General features: G+C 37.6%; 21 protein-coding genes. 8 read left to right on the top strand and 13 right to left on the bottom strand.

The features are described from left to right. Positions 1-36 precede the first annotated feature (36 nt). The 4 genes from EDX97_RS02600 (at position 37) to EDX97_RS02585 (ending at position 2,827) form a co-directional block, all read left to right on the top strand. Positions 37-531, top strand: coding sequence for an Lrp/AsnC family transcriptional regulator (locus EDX97_RS02600; protein ID WP_128519627.1), 495 nt, complete (start codon positions 37-39; stop codon positions 529-531). Further along, entirely contained in the window at positions 531-1,697 is a 1,167-nt protein-coding gene (locus EDX97_RS02595; protein WP_128519626.1) for a pyridoxal phosphate-dependent aminotransferase, read from the top strand. The genes EDX97_RS02600 and EDX97_RS02595 overlap by 1 nt, the downstream gene beginning before the upstream one ends. 147 nt (positions 1,698-1,844) lie before the next feature. After that, entirely contained in the window at positions 1,845-2,390 is a 546-nt protein-coding gene (locus EDX97_RS02590; protein WP_183164238.1) for a transposase, read from the top strand. Positions 2,391-2,524: 134 nt separating this feature from the next. Continuing rightward, a complete protein-coding gene (locus EDX97_RS02585) occupies positions 2,525-2,827 on the top strand; it encodes a transposase (protein ID WP_128519624.1) in 303 nt (100 codons plus the stop codon). Between the two features lie 8 nt (positions 2,828-2,835). Here EDX97_RS02585 and EDX97_RS02580 read toward each other — a convergent pair whose 3' ends face one another. The 8 genes from EDX97_RS02580 to EDX97_RS02545 form a co-directional block, all read right to left on the bottom strand. Next, positions 2,836-3,093 carry a hypothetical protein gene (locus tag EDX97_RS02580; RefSeq protein ID WP_128519623.1) on the bottom strand — a complete coding sequence of 86 codons (258 nt, stop codon included), beginning with the start codon at positions 3,091-3,093 and terminating at the stop codon, positions 2,836-2,838. Positions 3,094-3,121: 28 nt separating this feature from the next. Next, positions 3,122-4,822, bottom strand: a complete 1,701-nt coding sequence (locus EDX97_RS02575; RefSeq protein ID WP_128519622.1) for a phospho-sugar mutase — start codon at positions 4,820-4,822, stop codon at positions 3,122-3,124. 93 nt (positions 4,823-4,915) lie between these two features. Next, entirely contained in the window at positions 4,916-5,182 is a 267-nt protein-coding gene (locus EDX97_RS02570; protein WP_128519621.1) for a phosphocarrier protein HPr, read from the bottom strand. Between the two features lie 108 nt (positions 5,183-5,290). Next, positions 5,291-6,733, bottom strand: a complete 1,443-nt coding sequence (gene glgA / locus EDX97_RS02565) for a glycogen synthase GlgA (protein WP_128519620.1) — start codon at positions 6,731-6,733, stop codon at positions 5,291-5,293. Continuing rightward, positions 6,733-7,842, bottom strand: a complete 1,110-nt coding sequence (gene glgD, locus EDX97_RS02560; RefSeq protein WP_128519619.1) for a glucose-1-phosphate adenylyltransferase subunit GlgD — start codon at positions 7,840-7,842, stop codon at positions 6,733-6,735. Before glgD ends, glgA begins: the two co-directional genes overlap by 1 nt. Before the next feature lie 2 nt (positions 7,843-7,844). Further along, positions 7,845-8,984, bottom strand: coding sequence for a glucose-1-phosphate adenylyltransferase (locus EDX97_RS02555; protein WP_128519618.1), 1,140 nt, complete (start codon positions 8,982-8,984; stop codon positions 7,845-7,847). A gap of 94 nt (positions 8,985-9,078) precedes the next feature. After that, on the bottom strand, positions 9,079-10,302 hold the full coding sequence (locus EDX97_RS02550) for a chloride channel protein (protein ID WP_173445834.1): 1,224 nt from the start codon (positions 10,300-10,302) through the stop codon (positions 9,079-9,081). A gap of 36 nt (positions 10,303-10,338) precedes the next feature. Further along, a complete protein-coding gene (locus EDX97_RS02545; protein ID WP_128519616.1) occupies positions 10,339-10,728 on the bottom strand; it encodes a desulfoferrodoxin family protein in 390 nt (129 codons plus the stop codon). A 56-nt stretch (positions 10,729-10,784) separates the two neighbouring features. Between EDX97_RS02545 and EDX97_RS02540 the strand changes: the two genes are divergently transcribed. Beyond that, on the top strand, positions 10,785-11,702 hold the full coding sequence (locus tag EDX97_RS02540; protein WP_128519615.1) for an RluA family pseudouridine synthase: 918 nt from the start codon (positions 10,785-10,787) through the stop codon (positions 11,700-11,702). Here the strand turns inward: EDX97_RS02540 and EDX97_RS12195 are convergent. The 3 genes from EDX97_RS12195 to EDX97_RS02525 are packed head-to-tail and all read right to left on the bottom strand — an operon-like array spanning position 11,596 to position 13,557. Beyond that, positions 11,596-12,021 carry a prepilin peptidase gene (locus tag EDX97_RS12195; RefSeq protein WP_128519614.1) on the bottom strand — a complete coding sequence of 142 codons (426 nt, stop codon included), beginning with the start codon at positions 12,019-12,021 and terminating at the stop codon, positions 11,596-11,598. The two genes, EDX97_RS02540 and EDX97_RS12195, sit on opposite strands and share 107 nt — an antisense overlap. A 35-nt stretch (positions 12,022-12,056) precedes the next feature. Continuing rightward, on the bottom strand, positions 12,057-12,932 hold the full coding sequence (locus tag EDX97_RS02530) for a pseudouridine synthase (protein WP_128519613.1): 876 nt from the start codon (positions 12,930-12,932) through the stop codon (positions 12,057-12,059). Beyond that, positions 12,919-13,557: an HAD family hydrolase gene (locus EDX97_RS02525; RefSeq protein ID WP_183164237.1), complete on the bottom strand. Its 639-nt coding sequence runs from the start codon at positions 13,555-13,557 to the stop codon at positions 12,919-12,921. The genes EDX97_RS02530 and EDX97_RS02525 overlap by 14 nt, the downstream gene beginning before the upstream one ends. A 108-nt stretch (positions 13,558-13,665) precedes the next feature. Between EDX97_RS02525 and EDX97_RS02520 the strand changes: the two genes are divergently transcribed. Genes EDX97_RS02520 through EDX97_RS02510 form a run of 3 tightly spaced genes read left to right on the top strand, consistent with a single transcriptional unit; the run spans position 13,666 to position 18,507 of the window. After that, positions 13,666-15,171: a 4Fe-4S dicluster domain-containing protein gene (locus tag EDX97_RS02520; RefSeq protein ID WP_128519611.1), complete on the top strand. Its 1,506-nt coding sequence runs from the start codon at positions 13,666-13,668 to the stop codon at positions 15,169-15,171. 58 nt (positions 15,172-15,229) lie between these two features. After that, positions 15,230-17,161, top strand: coding sequence for an NAD(+) synthase (locus EDX97_RS02515; RefSeq protein ID WP_128519610.1), 1,932 nt, complete (start codon positions 15,230-15,232; stop codon positions 17,159-17,161). After that, positions 17,158-18,507 carry an MATE family efflux transporter gene (locus tag EDX97_RS02510; protein WP_128519609.1) on the top strand — a complete coding sequence of 450 codons (1,350 nt, stop codon included), beginning with the start codon at positions 17,158-17,160 and terminating at the stop codon, positions 18,505-18,507. The genes EDX97_RS02515 and EDX97_RS02510 overlap by 4 nt, the downstream gene beginning before the upstream one ends. A 590-nt stretch (positions 18,508-19,097) precedes the next feature. On the opposite strand, the gene yihA is transcribed toward EDX97_RS02510, so the two are convergent. Beyond that, positions 19,098-19,670: a ribosome biogenesis GTP-binding protein YihA/YsxC gene (yihA, locus tag EDX97_RS02505; protein WP_128519608.1), complete on the bottom strand. Its 573-nt coding sequence runs from the start codon at positions 19,668-19,670 to the stop codon at positions 19,098-19,100. Position 19,671: 1 nt separating this feature from the next. Further along, the gene (gene lon / locus EDX97_RS02500; protein ID WP_128519607.1) at positions 19,672-21,975 is read right to left on the bottom strand and encodes an endopeptidase La; all 2,304 of its coding nucleotides are present in this window, start codon (positions 21,973-21,975) and stop codon (positions 19,672-19,674) included. Between the last annotated feature and the right edge of the window lie 37 nt (positions 21,976-22,012).

Here is a 22,012-nt window from a genome sequence, read left to right as displayed (position 1 = left end):
TTCAATTCATGATAGAATGTCTCCAAGGAGGTTTTTATGAATCAAAATCAATTATTAGACTTGTTAGAAAAAGACGCTCGTTTACGTCCACAAGATCTAGCTGATATCTTAAATGAAGATGTAGACGATGTTTCAAACGAGATCAAAGAATTAGAAGATAAGAAGATCATTTGCGGTTATCATACAGTCATCAACTACAATCGCGCCCAACGAAATGAAAAGGTAATGGCTTATATCGAAGTATCTTGTTCTCCACAACGAAATCGAGGATATGATCAAACAGCGATGCTCATTGCGAATTATCCCGAAGTCACCACTATGTATTTATTGAGTGGTGATTGTGACTTTCTGTGTTTGGTAGAAGGCAAAACGATGTTTGAAGTGGCTCGCTTTGTTTCGGATTGTATTGCTTGTGTCGAAGGTGTGATTTCTACTAAAACTTTATTTGTTTTAAAACAATATAAAACATCGGGTGTATTGATAGAATCCATTAAAGATGACGATACGGATAGATTGGTCGTGACACCATAATGAAACCAATTTCAACCGTTGTCGAACAAATGAAACCAAGTGGCATTCGTAAATTTTTTGATTTAGCGTCTACCATGGACGACGTTATTTCACTTGGTGTAGGCGAACCTGATTTTGCCACGCCATGGCATATTTGTCAGGCAGCCATGCAATCATTAGCTGATGGTAAAACACACTATACAGCCAATCGAGGCTTATTGGAATTGCGCGAAGAAATCGCAAAATTTCATCACGAACATTACGACCAAAATTATGATCCGAAAACAGAGATCGTAGTCACTGTCGGTGGAAGTGAGGGTATTGATATTTCGATGCGTGCCCTTTTGAATCCTGGTGATGAAGTCATCGTAATGGATCCAAATTATGTTGCGTATGAACCAGCTGTTGCATTAGCTGGTGGTGTATGTGTTCCCATTGTTTTAACCAAAGAAAATGAATTTAAATTAAAACCCGAAGATTTACAAGCAGCCATCACCGATAAGACAAAAGCAATGATCATTAACTTCCCGTCCAATCCTACCGGTGGCGTTATGACGTATGATGATTATGCAAAATTAGTACCAATTATTAAAGAAAGTGGTATTTATGTTGTCAGCGATGAAATTTATGCCGAATTGAGTTTTGATCAAAAATTTGCTTCGTTAGCTCAGTTTAATGAAGTTCGTGATCAAATCATTGTGATTAATGGCTTTTCCAAAGCTTTTGCGATGACAGGCTGGCGTTTGGGATACATCTTAGCCGATGCACCAGTATCCAAAGCCATCACCAAAATCCACCAGTATATCATTATGTCGGCTCCTGTCACCAGTCAATATGCAGCTATTGAGGCTTTAAAGAATGGATATCCAGATGTGGAAATGATGCGAGAAGAATATCTCCATCGAAGAAATCTATTAGTAAATCGTTTAAATGCGATGGGCCTTCATACCAATATGCCACATGGTACATTCTATGTGTTTGCTGATATCCGCAAAACCGGTATGGATTGTGAAACATTCTGCAATGAGCTTCTAGAAAAAGAACATGTAGCTTGTATACCTGGCAATGCATTCGGTGAACATGGTGAAGGATTTATACGTATTTCCTATGCTTATAGTTTGAATCATATCAAAGAAGCTTGTGTTCGTATCCAGCATTTCTTAGAAAGCATTCATTATCAAAAGTAAAAAAAGGGCTGTAACGAGTTATCGTCAATTAGCTCATAAAAAAGACCGATGGTTTTGAACTGTTGTTCATCGCCATCGGCCTTTTTGGTATAATTTTGTTGTGTCAAAATACCTTCTAACGCAATTCAACCGTCATTTCAATTCCCTTTGCGTTTTGTTTACGAAGATTCTATCCCTGATGATGCTATTTCCAGAACCGTGAAAGAGGTCGTAGAAACGATCAATCCATTAAAATATTTCGATCTCTCTCATCGAAATTCGCATGGGTATGACAGTGTGAATATGCTCCAATGTGTTCTTCTCGCTTTTGCTCTCAATGGCTATGTCTCTTTGCGAAAGCTTGCCTCTCTTTGCCGCTATGACATCCGTTTTCAATTTATCATGGATGGTCAGACACCTTCCCATATGGCTTTTCATCGTTTCATCCATGATGACCTCAAGATTTCCATCGAAGAGATCTTCTATGATCTGAACCGCTATTTTGAAAAGAACGATACCATCGATGCGGACATTCTTTATATTGATGGCACTAGGTTCAAAGCCAATGCGAACAAGATGACCTTCGTATGGATGAACAATGGATCCGGATCATGGACCGTCTGTAAAGCCTCAATCGATACTGTAAAAAAGAAGAACTGCCTTACCGCTTCTCCATCCTCAAGGAATTTTCCTTTGAATATCTGGCAGAGATAACCGATACCCTGGACAGGAACATGATATCGAACTATATGTGAAATACATACCATGCACAAAGAAGAGGAAAAGGTCACGGACAAGAACCGGTTCAGGAGCTATAGGATGAAGCCGGATGAAGAAGGCAATATCTATTGTCCGCAGGGACACATGCATTCACGCTGGAACAGACAAAAGAATCTGTCAAAGGCAGATATCCGAGAACGATCCAGTTCTATCGCAATGAACATTGTGAAGGATGTCCTTTGCGGTCACAGTGTACGCGATCCAAACACGGAAGAACCCTGCAGAGGACCGACAAGCTGGCCGAGATGCAGATCGAGGTCAGAGAAAATCTGCGGACGGAAACGGGGCAGGAACTGTTGAAACAGCAGAGCATCCCGGCAGAAGGGATATTCGGACAGATCAAGCAGGACCAGGAATATGACAGACTATGAAACCATGGTCAAATTGGAGCTTCTGCTTGTTTCAATCGGTCATGATCTGCGCAAATATCATACACATAAAATGCATAAACAGAAAACCAATCAAAAAAACCATTCCTAACATCTACTATACAAACCAAAAAATGCCAGATATGAGCAAGTAGTTTTAATGCGCTCAAAAATTGGCATTTTTTCATTATCGTATAAAAAGCAGAGCCTGGCAGACTGACAAAAATAAAAGAAGGAGCTTCCGCTCCTAGATAAATCCGAAAATTCATCTATTTGTTACAGCCCCTTTTCTTATGTTTATGCACCGGTTAATTCCGACATGGCTTTTTGTGCCATTTCTGTTTTTTTGTGAGCATCGGCTTTGTCGGTACCCTTAATGCAATAATAGAACTTGCATTTAGGTTCTGTACCACTTGGACGAACAGCAACCCAGCTTCCATCTTCCAAGAAATATTTCAAGACATTGGATTTTGTGAAGCCTTCCAATGGTTTCTCTTCTCCATTTTCATAGATCTTCTGCGTCTGGAAGTCTTCGCTCTTTACAACTTTTACGCCAGCAATTTCTTTTGGTGCTTCAGCACGAAGATCCGATAAGATCTTTTGGATACGTTTTGCACCCTCTTCGCCAGATAAAGTCAATGCAACTTGTGATTCTTCATATGTACCATGACGTTGATACAATTCCTCTAATACATCAACTAAGTCTTTTCCTTGTTGTTTATAGAATGCACAAGCTTCAGCTAAAATCAACAAGGCCTGTGGTGCGTCTTTATCACGAACAAATGGTTTTACTAAGGATCCATATGATTCTTCATATCCAAATACATAGTTCTTTTCATGCGTCACTTCATATTTAGCTACTTTTTCACCGATGAACTTAAATCCCGTCAATGTTTTTTCGGTTTCAACACCATAATCCGCTGCTACTTTTTCACCTAAGTCACTAGTTACAACGGTATTGAACATAACTGGATGTTCAGGCATTTTATGTTGTGCAACCAATTGTGAACAAATATATTCAATTTCCACAGAACCAGATTGGTTACCTGTCATTACAACGTATTCGCCGTTGTGTTTTACCCCAACGCCCATACGGTCAGCATCTGGGTCACAAACCAAGATCAAATCTGCATCATTTTCTTTGGCATATTTCAAAGCCAATTCATAAGCACCTGGTTGTTCTGGGTTTGGTGTTGGTGTACAAGAAAAGTCTGGATCTGGTGTACATTGCTCTTCAACTGGAATGCAAGTATAGCCAGTCATTTTAAAAATGTCACGAACTGGAATATTGGCTGTACCATGTTCAGGTGAGAAAACAATTTTAATATCTTTTTTCACGTCTGGATTTAATTGAATACTTAATACATGTTTGTAGTAATCTTGATCGACATCATCACCCATGACTGTGACGAGTTTCTTTTGTTCTTCTGTGCAATTGGCATCAATGGCTAATTCATCTTCAATCGCATTTACTTCGGTAATAACCGCATCGGCCAATGCAGGAACCAATTGACAACCTTTATTATCATACAATTTATAACCATTGTATTCTTTTGGATTATGACTAGCTGTAATCATGATACCACCGAAACAATGATTGTAACGAACGGCAAAACTCAACATAGGTGTTGGTCGTAAAGAATCATAAACGAAAGAAGCAATATTATTTTTGGCCAACAAATCCGCGCAATCAAAAGCTAATTCACGAGACATGTGGCGGTTATCGTAACCAATCGCAACACCGGCTTTACAAGCTTCTTCCCCATTCTTTTTAATGTAGTTTGCATAACCTTGTGTAGCCTTACGAATCGTGTGAATATTGATACGGTTCGTTCCTGGGCCTAATAGTCCACGCATACCGGCTGTGCCAAATTCAATCGTTGTATAAAACGCATCATTTTTCTCTTCTTCGCTCATGTTTGCTAAAACATCTTTATAGCGAGGATCTAGATTGGGATGATGTACCCATTTTTCATATCTTTCTTCTACTAAAGACATATACTTCCCTCCATGCTACGTTTATTATAGCATATGAAATCGTTTTCATTTATAAAAAAAGGCCACTTTTCGTGGCCTTTTTATTTCATTCAATTAGTCGATGATTTTTTGTGCACGCAATACTTCTTCGATAGAAGCGATAGCAGCATCTTCATCTTCACCATTGCAGCTAATTGTAATTTCTGACTGTGTAGGGATTCCTAAAGACATAACGCCCATGATTGATTTCATGTTTACTTCGCGTCCTTTAAAAGCGATGTTAATTTCACTTTTGAATTTAGAAGCTGCATTAACAGCTACCGTTGCAGGACGTGCATGAAGTCCTACTGGATCTACTACAGTTACAGTAATTTGTTTCATTATGATATTTCCTCCTACTTCAATAACTATAAATATATTAATCCATTTTACCTGAGAAAACAATACATATTTCGTATTTTCAAATGACTATGTAAGCGATTTATCTTTTTACTGATTCATTAATTCATTGTACAACAAAGAATATGTATTTGCGCTATTCTCCCAAGATACATCTGTATTCATGGCATTGGTTTGAAGCATTTGCCAATCATCTTTGCGATTATAATATACATCACATGCATAATATAAGACATTGATCAAATCGTTAGAATCATACTTTTCAAAGCTAAATCCATTACCACTCTTTTCATATTCATTGTATGCATCAACGGTATCTTTCAAACCACCTGTTTCACGAACCAATGGCAAGGTTCCATAACGAAGTGAGATCAACTGAGAAATACCACATGGTTCAAATAGACTTGGCATCAAGAATAAGTCACTTGCCGCATAAACACGATGGGCAATTTCTTCATTGTATCCATTGTAGAATACGATTTTACCTTTATTTCCGTTCTCCAAATCACGGAATTTGTTTTCAATTGGCGCTTCTCCCGTACCAAGAATAACTAATTGAATAGGTGCTGCACATAAAGCATCCAATTGTTCCATCAATAGATAGAAACCTTTTTGCCAGGTTAAACGGCTAACACAACCAACTAACATGACATCTTCGTCTTGTGTTAAGCCTAATTCTTTTTGCAAAGCTAATTTATTTTTAACCTTTTGTACACGAACATTGATCTTATCGTAATTGTATTCAATCAATGGATCTGTCTTTGGATTCCAAGATTTCGTATCAATACCATTTACGATACCCCACAAATCATATTTACGCATGTTTAGAACAGCTTCCAAATGCTCTCCATATTGTGGTGTTAAAATTTCTTGTGAGTATGTTGGTGATACAGTTGTTACTTTATCCGCATATAAAATACCGGATTTCATAAAGGAAATACCACCATCAAATTTCACATTTCCATTTTCCATCAAATAATATGGTAATCCTAAACAAGAATCTAACATTTCTGGTCCAAAGTTACCTTGGAACAATAAATTATGAATCGTGTATACAAAACGAATCGCATTATAACGAGGATCTGAATCATGCGTTTCTTTGACCATACAAGGAATCATACCAGTTTGCCAATCATGACAATGAATTATATTTGGCCAATAGTTTAATTGATTCAGCATTTCAATAACTGCTTTTTGGAAATAAGCAAAACGCTCACCATCATCATCATAACCATACAAAGTATCTCGTTCAAAATATCCTTGATGTTGAATAAAGAAGTAGCATACATCTCCTTCCATCTTGGAATACAAACGAACTGGAACTTCATGATAATTAATGGATACGGAATACTCGCAATCAAAATATAATTCACTTTGATATTTTTCCCAAATCTTACGATATAGTGGGATAACGACTTTTACTTCATGTCCTTTTTGCGATAACGCTTGTGGTAAGGATCCAACCACATCCGCCAGTCCGCCCGTCTTGATAAAAGGCAACGCTTCACTGGCAACCATCAAGATTGATGCCATTATACAGTCTCCCTTCTGCCAATATATAGAGGTTTATCTGGTTCACCTTCTAAGTCTTTTTTATGCGTAACATTCGCATATTTATCAACGATCACATTTTTCAAATGTGCATTTGCTGCCACAGTTGCTTCCGGCATGATCAAACAATTCTCAATTTCAGCATCTTTACCGATAACAGCACCACGTCCAATAATCGAGTTTACAACAGTACCTGAAATCTTAGAACTATTTGAAATATATGAATTGGTTGCATTTCCACCATTTGGATAAATAGCTGGACTTGAATCATAAGAACGAGTATATACAGACCAATTTTGTAACTGTTTCATATTTTCTGGCTCTAATGTAGCCATATTAGCTTGATAGAATGATTTTAAATCATATACATAGTAAATTTTATTACGATAGGAAATACCACGAACGTCCAATTCACTGCATAAATCATTAACAATATCACGTAACCAATATAAAGCCGAAGTTTTTCTTGCTTCTAAGATAGCATTTACAAAAATCTCTTTTGACATGATGTATGTCTCTAAAGATAAACTACGATTTTTGTATTTACCCATATTACGTGATAATGATTCAACACCTTTTTGACGATTCAATTGTACGGTAGCACATCCAATATATTCTTCTTTTGCGTTATCGATATTTTGATACAGAATAGAAATGTCCGCACCACTTTCGATATGTTGATCTAAAAGTTCGGCATAATCAGCCTGATAAATAATGTTTGTAGGGGCAATGATCACATAATCACAATTGGATGCTTGAATACTATGTAAATTTTCATAATATGTTTCAACATCCGGTGTGATACGACCTGTCATATTTTCTTTATACAATGGCACTAATTCCAAATTACCATGTTTCGCATTGATATTATATTGACGACCTCGACCAATATGCTTGAATAATGGTTTTGGATTTCCATTAATATAAACTTGAATATTATCCATTCCACTATTTGTCATGTTTGACATAGGGAAATCCACCATACGGAAACGTCCCATAAAATTGAAGGCTGCAATAGGACGATATGATTGCATTCCTTCTACATATACACTGGAGTCATTATATGCGACGATACCTAATGCTTTTGCCATAATTATCCACCTTTCTTCACATGTTTAGCCACTAAAGTGACTTCTTTACTAGATAAAGAACCAACTTTTGTATCGGCGTCGATCTTGATATTATCAGCGACTAAAGCCTTATACACTTTTGCACCCGCACCAACCGTAACACCTGGTAATAATACGGATTGTTCTACCGTAGCGCCTTCTTCGATCGTAACACCATTGGAAATAACAGAATCTTTCGCATGGCCTAAAATAACAGCGCCTTGGTTAACATATGAATGCTCTACTTTTCCATTTGGTCCGATATATTCTGGCAAAGCTGGAATATCTTCTGTATAAATTTTCCAGTTTGGATCATCTAAATTCAATTCACTGCTCTTATTTAACAAATCCATGTTAGCTTCCCATAGTGAATCAATGGTTCCAACATCTTTCCAATAACCTTCAAAACGCCATGCAACCAATTTCTTTCCTTGATTCAAATAAGAAGGGATAATATCTTTTCCAAAATCATGGCTAGATCCTTCAACTTTTGTATCCGCAATCAATTCTTTACGCAATAATTTCCAGTTGAAGATATAAATACCCATACTTGCCAAATTGCTCTTTGGATTAGCTGGTTTCTCTTCAAATTCAACAATGTTTCCATCATCGTCTGTATTCATAATTCCGAAACGACTTGCTTCATCCCAAGAAACTGGCAATACCGCAATGGTTGCATCCGCATTATGTTCTTTATGATAGGCAAGCATTTTCGCATAATCCATCTTGTAAATATGGTCTCCAGATAAAACCAAAACATACTCTGGATCAAAACGATCGATAAAATCAATATTTTGCGTAATGGCATCAGCTGTACCTTGATAAACATCAAATTTTGTTCCATCTTTTTCACTTGGTGGTAACACAAATACGCCACTACCACGTGTATCAAGACCCCAACGTTGTCCTGCACCTGCATACGCATTCAATTCAACGGGTTCATACTGTGTAAGCACACCTACAATATCGATACCTGCGTTGGCACAGTTGCTCAATGGAAAATCGATGATACGATACTTTCCACCGAAATGTACTGCCGGTTTCGCGTTTTTAGCCGTCAAATCTTTCAAACGCGTTCCACGGCCGCCCGCTAAAATCATGGCGAGCATATTATTCTTTTCCATACTCATCCTCCTAATACTAAGTATTTACTAGAAAAATTATAACACAAAATCCATCAATGTATATAAATTAAGTTAAATTGTAAGAGTTTACATACTATAAGCGCAAATTTCGCTGTAATACATAGATGGAATGGTTTTTATTCAACAAAAAGGCAATAGCACATACAATAAAAATCGGTAGAAAATACTGTGTACCAAAAATTTCCATACCAATCGCAATGGGGGCCAACAAGGTATTTGTACCCGCGGCAAATAAAGCTGCATATCCCATAGCCGCTGCAAACATTGGTGGAATTCCTATTAAACTGCCAATCCAATAGCCCAAACAAGTACCAATGGAAAATAACGGCATAACTTCCCCACCTTGGAAGCCACTGGCTAAGACAAGTACAGTCATGACTAATTTTAGGATCCAATCCCAAGGATAAATGGTTTGACCATGCATAGCAGCATCAATCAAATTAACACCTAAACCGCTATAGCGTCCCTGATCAAAAAGAGCTAATAAGCCTGCACATATTATACCCATGATAAAAATCCGTTGATACGGATTTGGCCAAAGCTTAGCTAAATTATTACGCATGAACTGTAAACTTTTCGAAAAGAACATACCAATGAACGCACATATAATTCCTAAAAGAATCACCCGTAACATCAAGAAAAACGTAATGGATACATGGGGCAATGCGAATTGTTCCGCATGAATGCCAAACAAGCTGGATATATAAGCTGCCATAAACGAGCCTGTTAATGCAGAACATAATCCCTCATAACGAATCGCCCCAGATACTAAAACTTCAAGGCCAAAGAATGCCGCGGCAATTGGTGTACCAAACAAACCAGAAAAACCGGCAGCAATACCTGTTTCCAATAACATCGATTTAGGAATGGAAAACGGCAATTTTTTTCCAATTCGATACGATAAGGTTGCCCCAATTTGTACGGCTACACCTTCTCGACCAACACTTCCCCCAACAAGATGTGTCAACCAAGTCGAAAGCACCATACAAGGTACTAAACGATAGGTGATGGTACGACTCTTTCCTTGATCAACTTTAAAAACAAGATTCATTCCCTCTTTACTTTGGCCACCATATTTCACAAAAATAAAAATGATCAACAGGCCCACAAAAGGCATGGCAATCAATAATGACATTTCATGTCCAACCCGAATTTTAAAGATCCAATTCAATCCAAGACAAAAGATTGTTTCGGCCAAGCCAATGATGGCACCTATCAGACAGCCTACGAACGCAAAATAGATATAACGCAACCAAATTAAACCATTTTTCTTAAAACCATCTTCAAAAAATGTCATATTCTCTCCCATGAAAAAGCTCTGTTAATAACAGAGCTAAGCAATATCCATTTCCGCTTTCCAAAGACCGTGTAAGTTGCAATATTCATATACAACTACATGTCCTTTACGACCTCTTAAAGCAATCGTTGTTTCTGGTGCTTGTCCAGGAACTAAACTAATACGTTCCATGCTGCCATCCTCAAATTCAGCCCAAATATTCATAATATAATGAACATCTTGCATAGGATGAGGTACACTGCCAACTTTAACGACTAACGTATTATTTTCTTGACTTAATACAGGGACATGCTTTTCCGTAGCTGCATCGACTTCGCCCGCTTTTAATTCCCGTGTTGGGCTACCGCAACAAACAGGTGTACAACCACTTTTTTGTTCAATCATTTCATACAAATTTCCACACTTATCACATTTAAAAATACGCATACGAATCACTCCTTTTCTATTCTAATTATAACACGCATCCGTGCTATACTGAATCTATGAATCACTTTCTTTTTACATATTTAGACGCTTATCAAATGCAATTGATACCTCAACAAGATGGAACTAATCAAGACTTGATACAGTTTTTTCATCTGTCGAAAAGAAAAGCCACACAATACAACTTACCAAACCAATATAAAGCCAAACAATTGATCACGATCGTTTTTCCATTGGAAAATCATATGTTCCTATCCACAAAAGATTCCGTTTCCATTGTCTATGAAGATGAAATCCTACTTGTTGCCAATAAACCACCTTTTTTACTAGTCCATGATGATGGCAATCATACCGATTCATTACAAGATCGGGTGAATGCCTATCTATATAATTGTGGATGGCCTCACAAAGCACAAGCTTGTCATCGTATTGATTTTGAAACCAGTGGTCTGGTCTTATTTTGTAAGAATCCTTTTTTTCAAGGGATGCTCAATCATTTGTTTATGTCTTCCAACATCCAGAAGCAATATCGTTGTTTGGTCAAAGGATCGTTTCCTTCTCATATTAAAAAAGCAGATTTTTCCATTGGTCGCAATCGACATACGAATGCCATGATCGTAAATCCACATGGGAAAGAAGCACATACCCTTTTTCATGTCGTACAAGCGACACAAACCCTTTCGTTTTTACATGTGACATTGTTGACAGGGCGTAAACATCAAATTCGCGTGCATTGTGCCTATCTTTCGCATCCTATCCTTAATGATCCTATTTATGGTCAAAAAGAAGATGATCAAGGTTTGATGCTGCAAAATTATCAGATGGAATGCGTCCATCCATTAACACAAGAACATCTTATGTTTTCTTTACCTATCGAATCCAGATTCGAGCAAGCATGGTATAAAAGAGTTCATACCCATGCCACCAAGCAACCAAACATCCTAGACTTAAACAAGTTAGAAAAGGAATCGTTTTAGCTTTTCGAATATAGGCATAAACCAGGCCAATACTGATGCCTATCAATAGGGCAATCGTCATTCGTTCATAGCCTAGAAGAAAGCCAAAATAACTGAGATAGGCTACATCAGCCACTCCAATCCAATCGTGATGGATATGATAAAGAAGGATCGACATTCCACCAAATAAGAAGGTCCCCATACACGATGAAACAAGATCCACTGGAAAAAATAGTCCCAGTATGACCAGAGATGGAAGCACCCACCACTTGGAAAAATACATGGTTTGCCAGTCATTGATCGCAATAGCGAATAAATACAAATAAAAAAAGATGTCCATATTTTTACTATAGACATCTAAAATGAAGATATGATTTAGATTTCAAAAATACGTTGTGATATTTCCATGGGAACGTTACGAAGATCCAATCGATACGCAATCAAGGAATATTGTTTTTCGGGGCCTTCGTATCCGTATTTATGATCACCAACCAAAGGATGATGAAAGTGTCCCATCATAGCTCGAATCTGGTGAAATCTTCCGGTATGTAAAAGGATATCACACCAGGTCGCATCTTTCTTTTTGGATATTGTTTTCACATCCATATAAGCTTCCGCAAAACCTGGTGTAGGTTTATCTTTGACAATTGCTTTTGTGCCTTCTTTTTTTAGGTATCCATGCATTTGAAAGGAATCCAATAAAAAAGTCCCACTGACCAAAGCACGATATTGTTTTTTGATGGCTCGTTCGGCAATCGCTTGATTGATAATTCGTAAGGTATTTGCATTTTTGGCAGCAATGATCAACCCGGCCGTATTACGATCTAAACGATGACAAATGGTTGGCGCAAAACTATGATCGGCCATGGTATATTCTCCTTTTTGATACAGATATGCCTGTACTCTGGAAACGACACAATCTTGTTTTTCTTTTTGATCCGATTGACTCAATAATCCTGCAGGTTTATTGATGATCAAAAGATTCTGATCTTCAAATACAATATCCAATTGGGTCGATGCACTTGGCACTTCTCTTTCTTTTTCTTTGAGTACATCGGGAGGTAAAAACAATAAAATATGATCATGTGGTTGTAACATTTGGTCATATGTACAACGTTTACGATTGACTTTGATTTTCTTTTTACGAATGCCCTTGTACATCATCGACTTGGATAAATCAGGAAACGTCTTCATTAAGAATTTATCCAATCGTTGTCCGGCATCATTTTCTAATACTTCAATCTCTTTCATAGATATACTCCAAACTTTCTGATAATTGATCCACAACGGGTGCAGGCATCTGCTCTAAAGTGGACTTGGCCTGATGGCCACTGGCTACCAATACACAATGCGCATCGATAGCTTGTGCGACTTCATAATCATGGATTGAATCGCCGACAAACCACAATTCATCCCTTGGATTCTCTTTGCGATAGGCTTGTGCCAGTTCTACTTTACTGTGTGCATAGATGTCTTCGATTCCATATATACCATCCATATGCTGCTTCACAGAAAATTGTTCAATTTGCGCCATTAAAAAGGCTTTCTTGCTGGCGGATAAGATAACTTGTGGTGTCTTCTTTTCTTCTACGGTTTCAATGGTTTCCATGACATCGCTATATAAGGAACAATGCATACTTTTGGATTGATAGTCTTCCATATATTCTTTGGCTAATACAGAAAATGGTGTTTGATTAAAATCAAAGCCAATTCGTTGATAATAATCAACAATAGGAAAACCAAACACATTTCGATATGCATCAATATCTGGTAGTGGTTGTAGCGAATGATTTTCCAATAATCGATTGATACAAGAAAAACATAAATGCAAATCATTAAATAATGTACCGTTCCAATCCCATACAATTTTTTTCATGTATAGATTGTAGCACATTATTTGTGAAAAAAATCACTTTTAAAAGCATCTCAAGTTTGTTATTATGTTAACAGACAGAAGATAAATATTGAGGTGAAAGAAAAATTTATGCGAGGAGTATACAATTCAGTAACAGATACGCGCAGAAAGGTCTTTGCAGCGATTGCCGAAATGGCATATAACGATGACGAAGACTATGCAAAACAAATGGAACAGATTCCCTACGACATTTTACCAGGAAATCAAGAAAATGTCTTCCTAGAGCGTGCCATCATTGGTGAGCGTCTACGTTTAGGTATGGGGCTTAATCTTCGAGATGTCAGTGAAGCCGGTGTCGTCAGTGATGGTGTAAAAGAAGGTATCCAACCAGAAAAATATTACGAACCACCACTAGTAAATATCATTAAATTTGCTTGTAATGCTTGTCCGGAAAAGAAAGTCATTGTCACAGATATGTGTCAAGGCTGTTTCTCTCATCAATGTACCGAAGTATGTCCAAAGAAAGTCGTTTCCATTGTCAATGGACGTTCTCACATTGATCAGAGTGGTTGTATCAAATGTGGTCGTTGTGCCGAAGCTTGTCCATATCATGCGATCATTAAGATGGAGCGTCCATGTGCTTCCAGCTGTGGTATGAATGCAATCAGTTCGGATGAGAACGGCAAAGCTACGATCAACTATGATAAATGTGTAAGTTGTGGTCAATGTTTGGTCAATTGTCCATTTGGTGCCATTGTTGATAAAGGACAGATTTTCCAAACCATTTATGCGATGAAACAAGGCTATGAAGTCATTGCCGCCATTGCCCCTGCGTTCGTAGGTCAATTTGGTCCAAAGGTAACACCAGATAAAGTCAAAACAGCGTTAAAAGACTTAGGTTTTGCCGATGTTGTCGAAGTCGCTATTGGTGCTGACTTATGTACCATTGATGAAGCGGAAGATTTTATGAAAAATGTTCCGGAAAACTTAGATTTTATGGCAACAAGCTGTTGCCCAGCTTGGTCTGTTATGGCAAAGAAAGAATTCCCACAATTTTCGAAGAATATTTCCATGGCATTAACGCCAATGGTATTAACAGGTCGTTGGATCAAAAAGCGTAAACCAAACGCAAAAGTTGTCTTTATTGGTCCTTGTGCAGCGAAGAAGTTGGAAGCAAGTCGTCGTTCCGTTCGTAGTGATATTGATTTTGTATTAACTTTTGAAGAAGTTATGGGTATGTTCCAAGCCAAAGGTATCAATCTAGATCAGATTACTGTAGATGATCCATTTACGGATGGTACCAAAGCAGGTCGTCAATTTGCGGTCACTGGTGGTGTAGCCGCTTCTGTAAAAGAATTGATTGAAAAAGAACATCCAGATGTAAAAGTCAAAGTGCAAGCGGCTGAAGGTTTAAAAAACTGCAAGACCATGTTGATGATGGCAAAAGCCGGTCGTTTGAATGGCTATCTTTTGGAAGGTATGGGTTGTCCTGGTGGCTGCGTTGGTGGTGCCGGAACACTACAAGCGATTCCTCGTTCCAGCGCGTTAGTTAAGAAATATGCCAATGAGGATGAGATGAAAACGGCCGATCTTTCTAAATATGGTGATGAAGTCGAAGAATTAGTCAACAACTAAACAAAAAAAGATGATAAGATGGATACGAGTTATCCATCTTTTTTTATGGGAGGAAGAAATGAAACGTTATCAGTATTATAAAGTGGTGGCCGCTACACCATCCGTTGCGATTGGCAATCCGCAAAAAAATGTCCAGGCAATGTTAGATATTTGTGCACGAGTTCCTAAGGATACGCAATTGATTGTCTTTCCGGAACTATGCATCACTGGTTATACATGCCAAGATCTTTTTTATGAAGATCTCCTATTACGACAAGCTCAAAAAGGGCTTCAGGAGTTTCTAGAGGCAATGCCTGATCAGATGGCTGTGCTTGTGGGTCTACCACTTCAAATTCAAAACAAACTATACAATGCTGCTGCTTTTTGTTTTGACCATCACGTATTGGGCTTTCAGTTAAAAACATATATTCCTAGCTATAATGAATTTTATGAAACGCGTTGGTTTACCAGTGGTAAAAACTGTCCGGTGGATTCTATGGATTGGCAAGGACGAACCGTTCCCGTATCGAATGGATTGGTTTTCTACGATTCTACGACGCAAGCTTGTATTGGTGCTGAATTATGTGAAGATTTATGGGTTACCATTCCGGTTAGTTCCAAACTGGCTTTAGCTGGTGCCAATATTCTTTGTAACTTATCGGCTTCCAATGATACGATTGCGAAAGATGCCTATCGTCATCAATTGGTGATCAATCAAAGTGCAAGAACGTATGCGGGATATGTATATGCGAGTGCTGGTCCACAAGAATCAACGAGTGATCTTGTCTTTTCGGGTCACGATTTGATTTGTGAAAACGGTACGGTTTTATCAGAACGAAATTATTTAGATACCAATGATTTTATCGTTGGTGAAATTGATATTCAAAATTTGATGAATGATCGCATTCATTTTAAGACCAGTATGGAAGAGGAAATCAATGATGTAAGAACCATCATGTATGCTTCCCAACCAATCGATACGATTGAATTACATCGAACGTATGATGCCTATCCATTTGTACCGAATGACAGTGAAAAACGGATTCGTCGTTGCCAGAATATTTTAAATATTCAAGCGCAAGGTTTGGCAACTCGTTTGTCCAAAATTCATTGTGAACATGTCGTGATTGGTATTTCGGGTGGTTTGGATTCTACCTTAGCTTTATTGGTTTGTGAACGAGCTTTCCAATTGTGTCAATATGATCCGAAAAATATCCATGCGATTTCGATGCCTGGTTTTGGAACGAGTGTGCGCACCAAAACCAATGCTGATCAATTAATTGATCTCATTCATGCTTCCAAAGAAACCATTACGATTGGGGATGCGGTCAATCAGCATTTTAAAGATATTCATCATGATCCTGAGATTATGGATATCACCTATGAAAACTCACAAGCAAGAGAACGTACCCAAATTCTGATGGATCTGGCCAACCAATATAATGGCATCGTCATTGGTACAGGTGATCTGAGTGAATTGGCTTTAGGATGGTGTACCTATAATGGCGATCATATGAGCATGTATGCTGTCAATGTTTCCGTACCAAAAACATTGGTTCGTTATATTGTAGAAACACGTGCGCTACAAGCGCAAAAAGAAGGACAAAATGCTTTACATGATGTATTGATGGATATTTGTGATACGCCTGTATCGCCAGAATTATTGCCATTGGATGCTTCCGGTAAGATTGCGCAAAAAACCGAAGAAGTGTTAGGATCGTATGATCTTCATGATTTCTTCTTGTATCATTTACTACGTCATCATGAACAGCCAGAAAAGATCTTTGATCTTTGTGTAAAAGCCTTCCCTACCATTGATAAGAAAACGATTAAAAATGGATTATTGACTTTTTATCGACGTTTCTTTGCCCAACAATTTAAACGAAATTGTATGCCAGATGGTGTAAAAGTTGGTTCCATTTGTTTATCTCCACGTGGTGATTTGCGAATGCCAAGCGATGCAAGTCGCGATCTCTGGTTGCAGCAAGTTGAGGCCATAGAGATTGAATGAAACCAACATTAATACAAGGCAATATCAAACAAGGAATCCTATTATTTGCGATTCCTTTGTTTTTGTCTAATTTTTTTCAACAATTATATAATACGGTCGATACCTTACTTATTGGTCATTTTCTGGGAGATGCGCCATTAGCTGCATTAGGAGCAACAGCTGCAATTTTTGAATTGATCGTACAATTTTGTAGTGGTATGAGTTTAGGATTTGGCATCGTGATCAGTCGTTATTATGGTGCCAAAGATACCGATAAACTTAAAATCGCAATTGCAGAAAGTTTGATTTTTGGTTTTTTTATCGCCTTGTTTTTATCCATTGTTTCTTGTTCGATCATGCCATGGTTATTGCGGATATTGAAAACACCAAATGCAATTTATTCCATGGCTTATAGTTATATTCATGTCATTGCAGCCACGTTGATCATTACGATGTTTTATAATTTAGCCGCTTGTCTATTTCGTTCGATTGGAAATAGTTTGACCCCATTATATGTATTGATCATCACTTCGATCGTAAATGTTATTCTAGATACAATTTTTATCACACAATGGCATATTGGTATTCGTGGAGCTGCTTTCGCAACGGTTCTATCACAAGTACTGGCAGCCCTTCTTTGTTTTGGTATCATCTACAAAAAAGAACCATTATTGGTGCCAAAGAGAAATCATTTTAAAATGGATGCGGATATTGTCCACGAACTTCTTTCTCAAGGATTTGCGATGGGTTTTATGTTTTCTATTGTTTCCATTGGAACGATTATTCTTCAAAGTGGGATCAATCCTTTAGGTACGAATATCATTGCGGCGCATACAGCGGCTCGAAAATGGTTTGCGTTATTGGTATTGCCTCTTTCAACCTTAGGAGCAACGACATCGACATTTGTATCGCAAAATCGTGGTGCCAAACAATGGGATCGAATGGAACAAGGTATTCGCTTTTGTATTCACTTTGATTGGCTTTATACGATTGTATTAACTGTCATTGTTTTCTTATTTGCGCAACCGATGATCCATATTCTCAGTGGATCGGCCAATGACATTGTCCTGGCAAATGGTACTCGCTACCTGCAAATCAATATTCCTGGTTTTATTGTACTGGGGCCTTTATTAACGTATCGAAATGCTTTGCAAGGAAATGGTTATAAGATTTATCCATTAATTTCCAGCGGTATTGAATTAGCTGGTAAGATCGTCTTCACGATATGGGTCATTCCTGCACTTGCTTATTTTGGTGTGATCTTATGTGAACCCGTTATTTGGACATTGATGAGTATCCAATTATGGATTTCCTATCGTATCATAAAAACTGAGAACACATGGAAAAGAGCTAACCAATTTGATTAGCTCTTTTCTCTATGCCATTTGTTCTTGGGTTATTTGTTTGTTTAATTTTACGTACTCTCTTTTCTTTATTTGTTTTTTTAATTGTACCCATTCACCCATTTCGGATGTTTTCTAACCCACACACTTGATTTTCATATTCTTTCAAAGATGACCCTTATTGAAGATTTTTTCTTATTATTTTCTCTTCGCATTCATCCTTTTCCAAATATTTCCATCAATTCTCATTTGAAACGACTTTTTCAGAATTTTTTTATTCCTACCGCTATCCTCTTCCAAATGATTTACTCGTACTCGTATTCTTAATCCATACCCTTTGAAGATTTCTTTCCATTGGATCTCTCTTCGCATGTATCTTCTTTTTCGAATACTTAACTTTCATTCAAAACAGCTTTTTCAGAATTTTTTTGTTCTTACCTCTTTCCCTTTTTGAATGAATTTTTGTACTGTGTATGAACAAATGGTTGATATCGAAGAAGTTTTTCTTCGTATCTATCTTTTGTACTTTTATAATAGCAGATAATTTTTCGTTTACAATAAACTGGAATTTTTGGCACAATTATTGGAATTTTAAAAAAAAGATGAGCCGAAGCTCATCGAATCCACTCTTGAATGGCATTATATACAGGCGTAAATCCTGTTTTTTCGATACTTGATACCGGATAAATATGTGCCATCGGCAACTGTAATTTTTGTGAAATCACTTTAATGGCTTTCACTCGTTTTGTCTTAGGAACTTTATCAATCTTGGTCGCAACCACCACAATGGGGATTTGAAGTTGTTTTAATGTGTCAATCATATCCAAATCATCATGGGTTGGTTCATGTCGTGCATCCACCAAGGATATGACACCGGCAATTTGTTCTCTTTGAGTGAAGTATTCATCCATCATGGCACCCATTTTTAAAAGCATTTGTTTGCTCATCTTGGCATAACCATAACCTGGAACATCAACCAACATCCATTTTTCATCAATCGAGAAGAAATTGATCAATCGTGTCTTACCGGGTGTATTACCAACATAAGCTAGTTTTTTCCGTTGTGTTAGCGCATTGATAAAACTGCTTTTACCTACATTGGAGCGACCAACAACCACAACTTCCGGTAAAGAAGATTGTGGCCATTGTTCTTTGCATGTGGCGCTTGTTACAAATTCACTTTTCATACTATGCAACTAGAGCGTGTTTCAAAACTTGCTTAACCGTTGATACCGGAATAAACTCAACTGCATCTTTGACTTCTTGTGGAATTTCATCCAAATCACGCACATTTTCTTTTGGAATCAATATTGTTGTAATACCTGAACGATAAGCAGCTAAAGATTTTTCTTTTAAGCCACCAATTGGTAATACATTACCACGTAGAGTCACTTCACCCGTCATGGCCAAATTGGCTTTTACTGGAATTTCTGAGAAACAAGAAACCAAAGTTGTTGTCATTGTTACACCGGCACTTGGTCCGTCTTTTGGTACGGCTCCTTCTGGTACATGGATATGTACATCATTGGTTTCAAACAATTTTGGATCAATCTTATATTCTTTGGCATGGGCTTTGATGTAATCCAGCGCAATGTTGGCACTTTCTTTCATGACATCACCTAACTGTCCAGTCAAGATCAATCGTCCTTTACCTTCAAAACGATTGGCTTCAATTTGCAAAATGTCACCACCAAAACTTGTATAAGCTAGTCCTGTGACTGTACCGACTTGATCTTTCTTTTCTTTATGACCATAATCTACTTTTTCATTGCCTAACCACTCATGAACCAATTTTTTTGATAACCGAATGGATTTCTTATTGTCTTTTAAAATGGCTAAAACGGTTTTTCGACAAATAGTTGCAATTGTACGTTCTAACTGACGAACACCGGCTTCTCTTGTATAGTAACGAATCAAATACAATAATAAATCATCGGAAATCTTTAATTGACTGGCATGCAAGCCATTTTCCTTCAATTGTTTTGGTAATAAATGTTCTTTTGCGATGTGGATTTTTTCTACATCCGTGTAACTGGATAATTGAATGATTTCCAAACGATCACGTAAAGCTGGTGGAATATTTTCCAAATAGTTAGCAGTCGCAATAAATAACACTTTACTTAGATCATAAGGTTCTTCAATATAGTGGTCGGAGAAGTAAGAGTTTTGTTCTGGATCCAATACTTCCAACATAGCAGAAGAAGGATCTCCCTTATAATCACTGGCCATCTTATCGATTTCATCAATCAAGAAGACCGGATTCACAACGCCAGCTTTTTTCATTCCTTGAATGATACGGCCTGGCATAGCTCCTAAATAGGTACGGCGATGTCCTCGAATTTCGGCTTCATCACGTACACCACCTAAAGAAATCTTCACAAATTTACGATCTAGGGCACGAGCAACACTTCGTGCTAATGATGTTTTACCAACACCAGGAGGGCCTACCAAACAAAGGATTGGCGCTTTTAAAGAATTGGTCATTTGTTTGACAGCCAAATATTCTAGGATTCGTTCTTTGACTTTTTCCAAGCCATAATGATCCGCATCCAAAATGGATTGGGCTTGATTTAAATCTTGATTATCTTGCGTTTCTTGCCACCAAGGCAAATCCATCAACCAATCAATATATGTCTTTATGACACCCGTTTCTCCACTTGCCATTGGCAAGATTTCATAACGAGATAATTCTTCTTTGACTTTCTTTTTGATATTTTCAGGATATGGATTTTCGTCTAGACGCTTACGAATTTGTTCTGCATCCTTATCTTGTTCAACGACATCTCCCAATTCTTCTTTAATGGCATTTAATTTTTCACGTAAGTAATAATCTTTTTGTCCTTGGTCAATACGTTGTTTGACAGTATCGTTGATTTTTTTCTCAACTTCTCCCATCTTCTTTTCTTTTTCAATATCGGCCAACAACATCTCCAAACGATCATTCGCACCTAATGTTTCCAAGTAGGCTTGTTTACGATCCAAAGAAATAGGTAAAGCTGTTACGGCTTTATCGCTCAATCCTTCTGGACCTACACCTTTGGATAATTCAATCATCATATCTTTGGACATGAATTTATCGGCACCGGTAAAATGATCATAGGCATCGACGATCATACGCATTAATGCTTGTTCTTCGGTCTCATCTTGACGATATGTTACTAATTCATCCACAACAGCCATGTCACTGTCATTACCTTGGATCCATTCATTCAAGCGAACACGTTTTAATCCTCTAAATTTTACACGAATAAAATTCTCAAAACGGCGAACATGGCGAACTTCACAAAGTGTTCCTACATGATAAATATCATCCAAACCAGGTTCATCCGTTGTTATATCTTTTTGTGAAACCAATACGATATGGTTTTCAAAATTATTTTGAGCATTGTCAACAGCTTGTAGAGATGGTTCACGTCCAACATCAATCACAATATCTTGATTTGGAAAAACAACAACACCTCGGGTACAGACTAACGGGAATGTTTCTGTCATCGAAATTCCTCCTTAATTTCTAGATTCTAAAAAAGAC

Source organism: Absicoccus porci (assembly GCF_003725415.1).
Taxonomy (GTDB): Bacteria; Bacillota_I; Bacilli_A; order Erysipelotrichales; family Erysipelotrichaceae; genus Absicoccus; species Absicoccus porci.
Note: the sequence above shows the minus strand (reverse complement) of the source record. Positions and strands in the feature narration are given on the sequence as shown.

Excerpts from the sequence above, each read along its gene's own strand:
- lon (WP_128519607.1), bottom strand. The coding sequence starts at position 21,975 with ATGACAGAAACATTCCCGTTAGTCTGTACCCGAGGTGTTGTTGTTTTT.
- EDX97_RS02580 (WP_128519623.1), bottom strand. The coding sequence starts at position 3,093 with ATGAATTTTCGGATTTATCTAGGAGCGGAAGCTCCTTCTTTTATTTTT.
- EDX97_RS02595 (WP_128519626.1), top strand. The coding sequence starts at position 531 with ATGAAACCAATTTCAACCGTTGTCGAACAAATGAAACCAAGTGGCATT.
- EDX97_RS02530 (WP_128519613.1), bottom strand. The coding sequence starts at position 12,932 with ATGAAAGAGATTGAAGTATTAGAAAATGATGCCGGACAACGATTGGAT.
- yihA (WP_128519608.1), bottom strand. The coding sequence starts at position 19,670 with ATGAAAAGTGAATTTGTAACAAGCGCCACATGCAAAGAACAATGGCCA.
- glgA (WP_128519620.1), bottom strand. The coding sequence starts at position 6,733 with ATGGCATCAATCTTGATGGTTGCCAGTGAAGCGTTGCCTTTTATCAAG.
- EDX97_RS02525 (WP_183164237.1), bottom strand. The coding sequence starts at position 13,557 with ATGAAAAAAATTGTATGGGATTGGAACGGTACATTATTTAATGATTTG.
- EDX97_RS02540 (WP_128519615.1), top strand. The coding sequence starts at position 10,785 with ATGAATCACTTTCTTTTTACATATTTAGACGCTTATCAAATGCAATTG.
- EDX97_RS02545 (WP_128519616.1), bottom strand. The coding sequence starts at position 10,728 with ATGCGTATTTTTAAATGTGATAAGTGTGGAAATTTGTATGAAATGATT.
- EDX97_RS02515 (WP_128519610.1), top strand. The coding sequence starts at position 15,230 with ATGAAACGTTATCAGTATTATAAAGTGGTGGCCGCTACACCATCCGTT.
- EDX97_RS02600 (WP_128519627.1), top strand. The coding sequence starts at position 37 with ATGAATCAAAATCAATTATTAGACTTGTTAGAAAAAGACGCTCGTTTA.
- EDX97_RS02575 (WP_128519622.1), bottom strand. The coding sequence starts at position 4,822 with ATGTCTTTAGTAGAAGAAAGATATGAAAAATGGGTACATCATCCCAAT.
- EDX97_RS02570 (WP_128519621.1), bottom strand. The coding sequence starts at position 5,182 with ATGAAACAAATTACTGTAACTGTAGTAGATCCAGTAGGACTTCATGCA.
- EDX97_RS02520 (WP_128519611.1), top strand. The coding sequence starts at position 13,666 with ATGCGAGGAGTATACAATTCAGTAACAGATACGCGCAGAAAGGTCTTT.
- EDX97_RS02510 (WP_128519609.1), top strand. The coding sequence starts at position 17,158 with ATGAAACCAACATTAATACAAGGCAATATCAAACAAGGAATCCTATTA.
- glgD (WP_128519619.1), bottom strand. The coding sequence starts at position 7,842 with ATGGCAAAAGCATTAGGTATCGTCGCATATAATGACTCCAGTGTATAT.
- EDX97_RS12195 (WP_128519614.1), bottom strand. The coding sequence starts at position 12,021 with ATGGACATCTTTTTTTATTTGTATTTATTCGCTATTGCGATCAATGAC.
- EDX97_RS02550 (WP_173445834.1), bottom strand. The coding sequence starts at position 10,302 with ATGACATTTTTTGAAGATGGTTTTAAGAAAAATGGTTTAATTTGGTTG.
- EDX97_RS02555 (WP_128519618.1), bottom strand. The coding sequence starts at position 8,984 with ATGGAAAAGAATAATATGCTCGCCATGATTTTAGCGGGCGGCCGTGGA.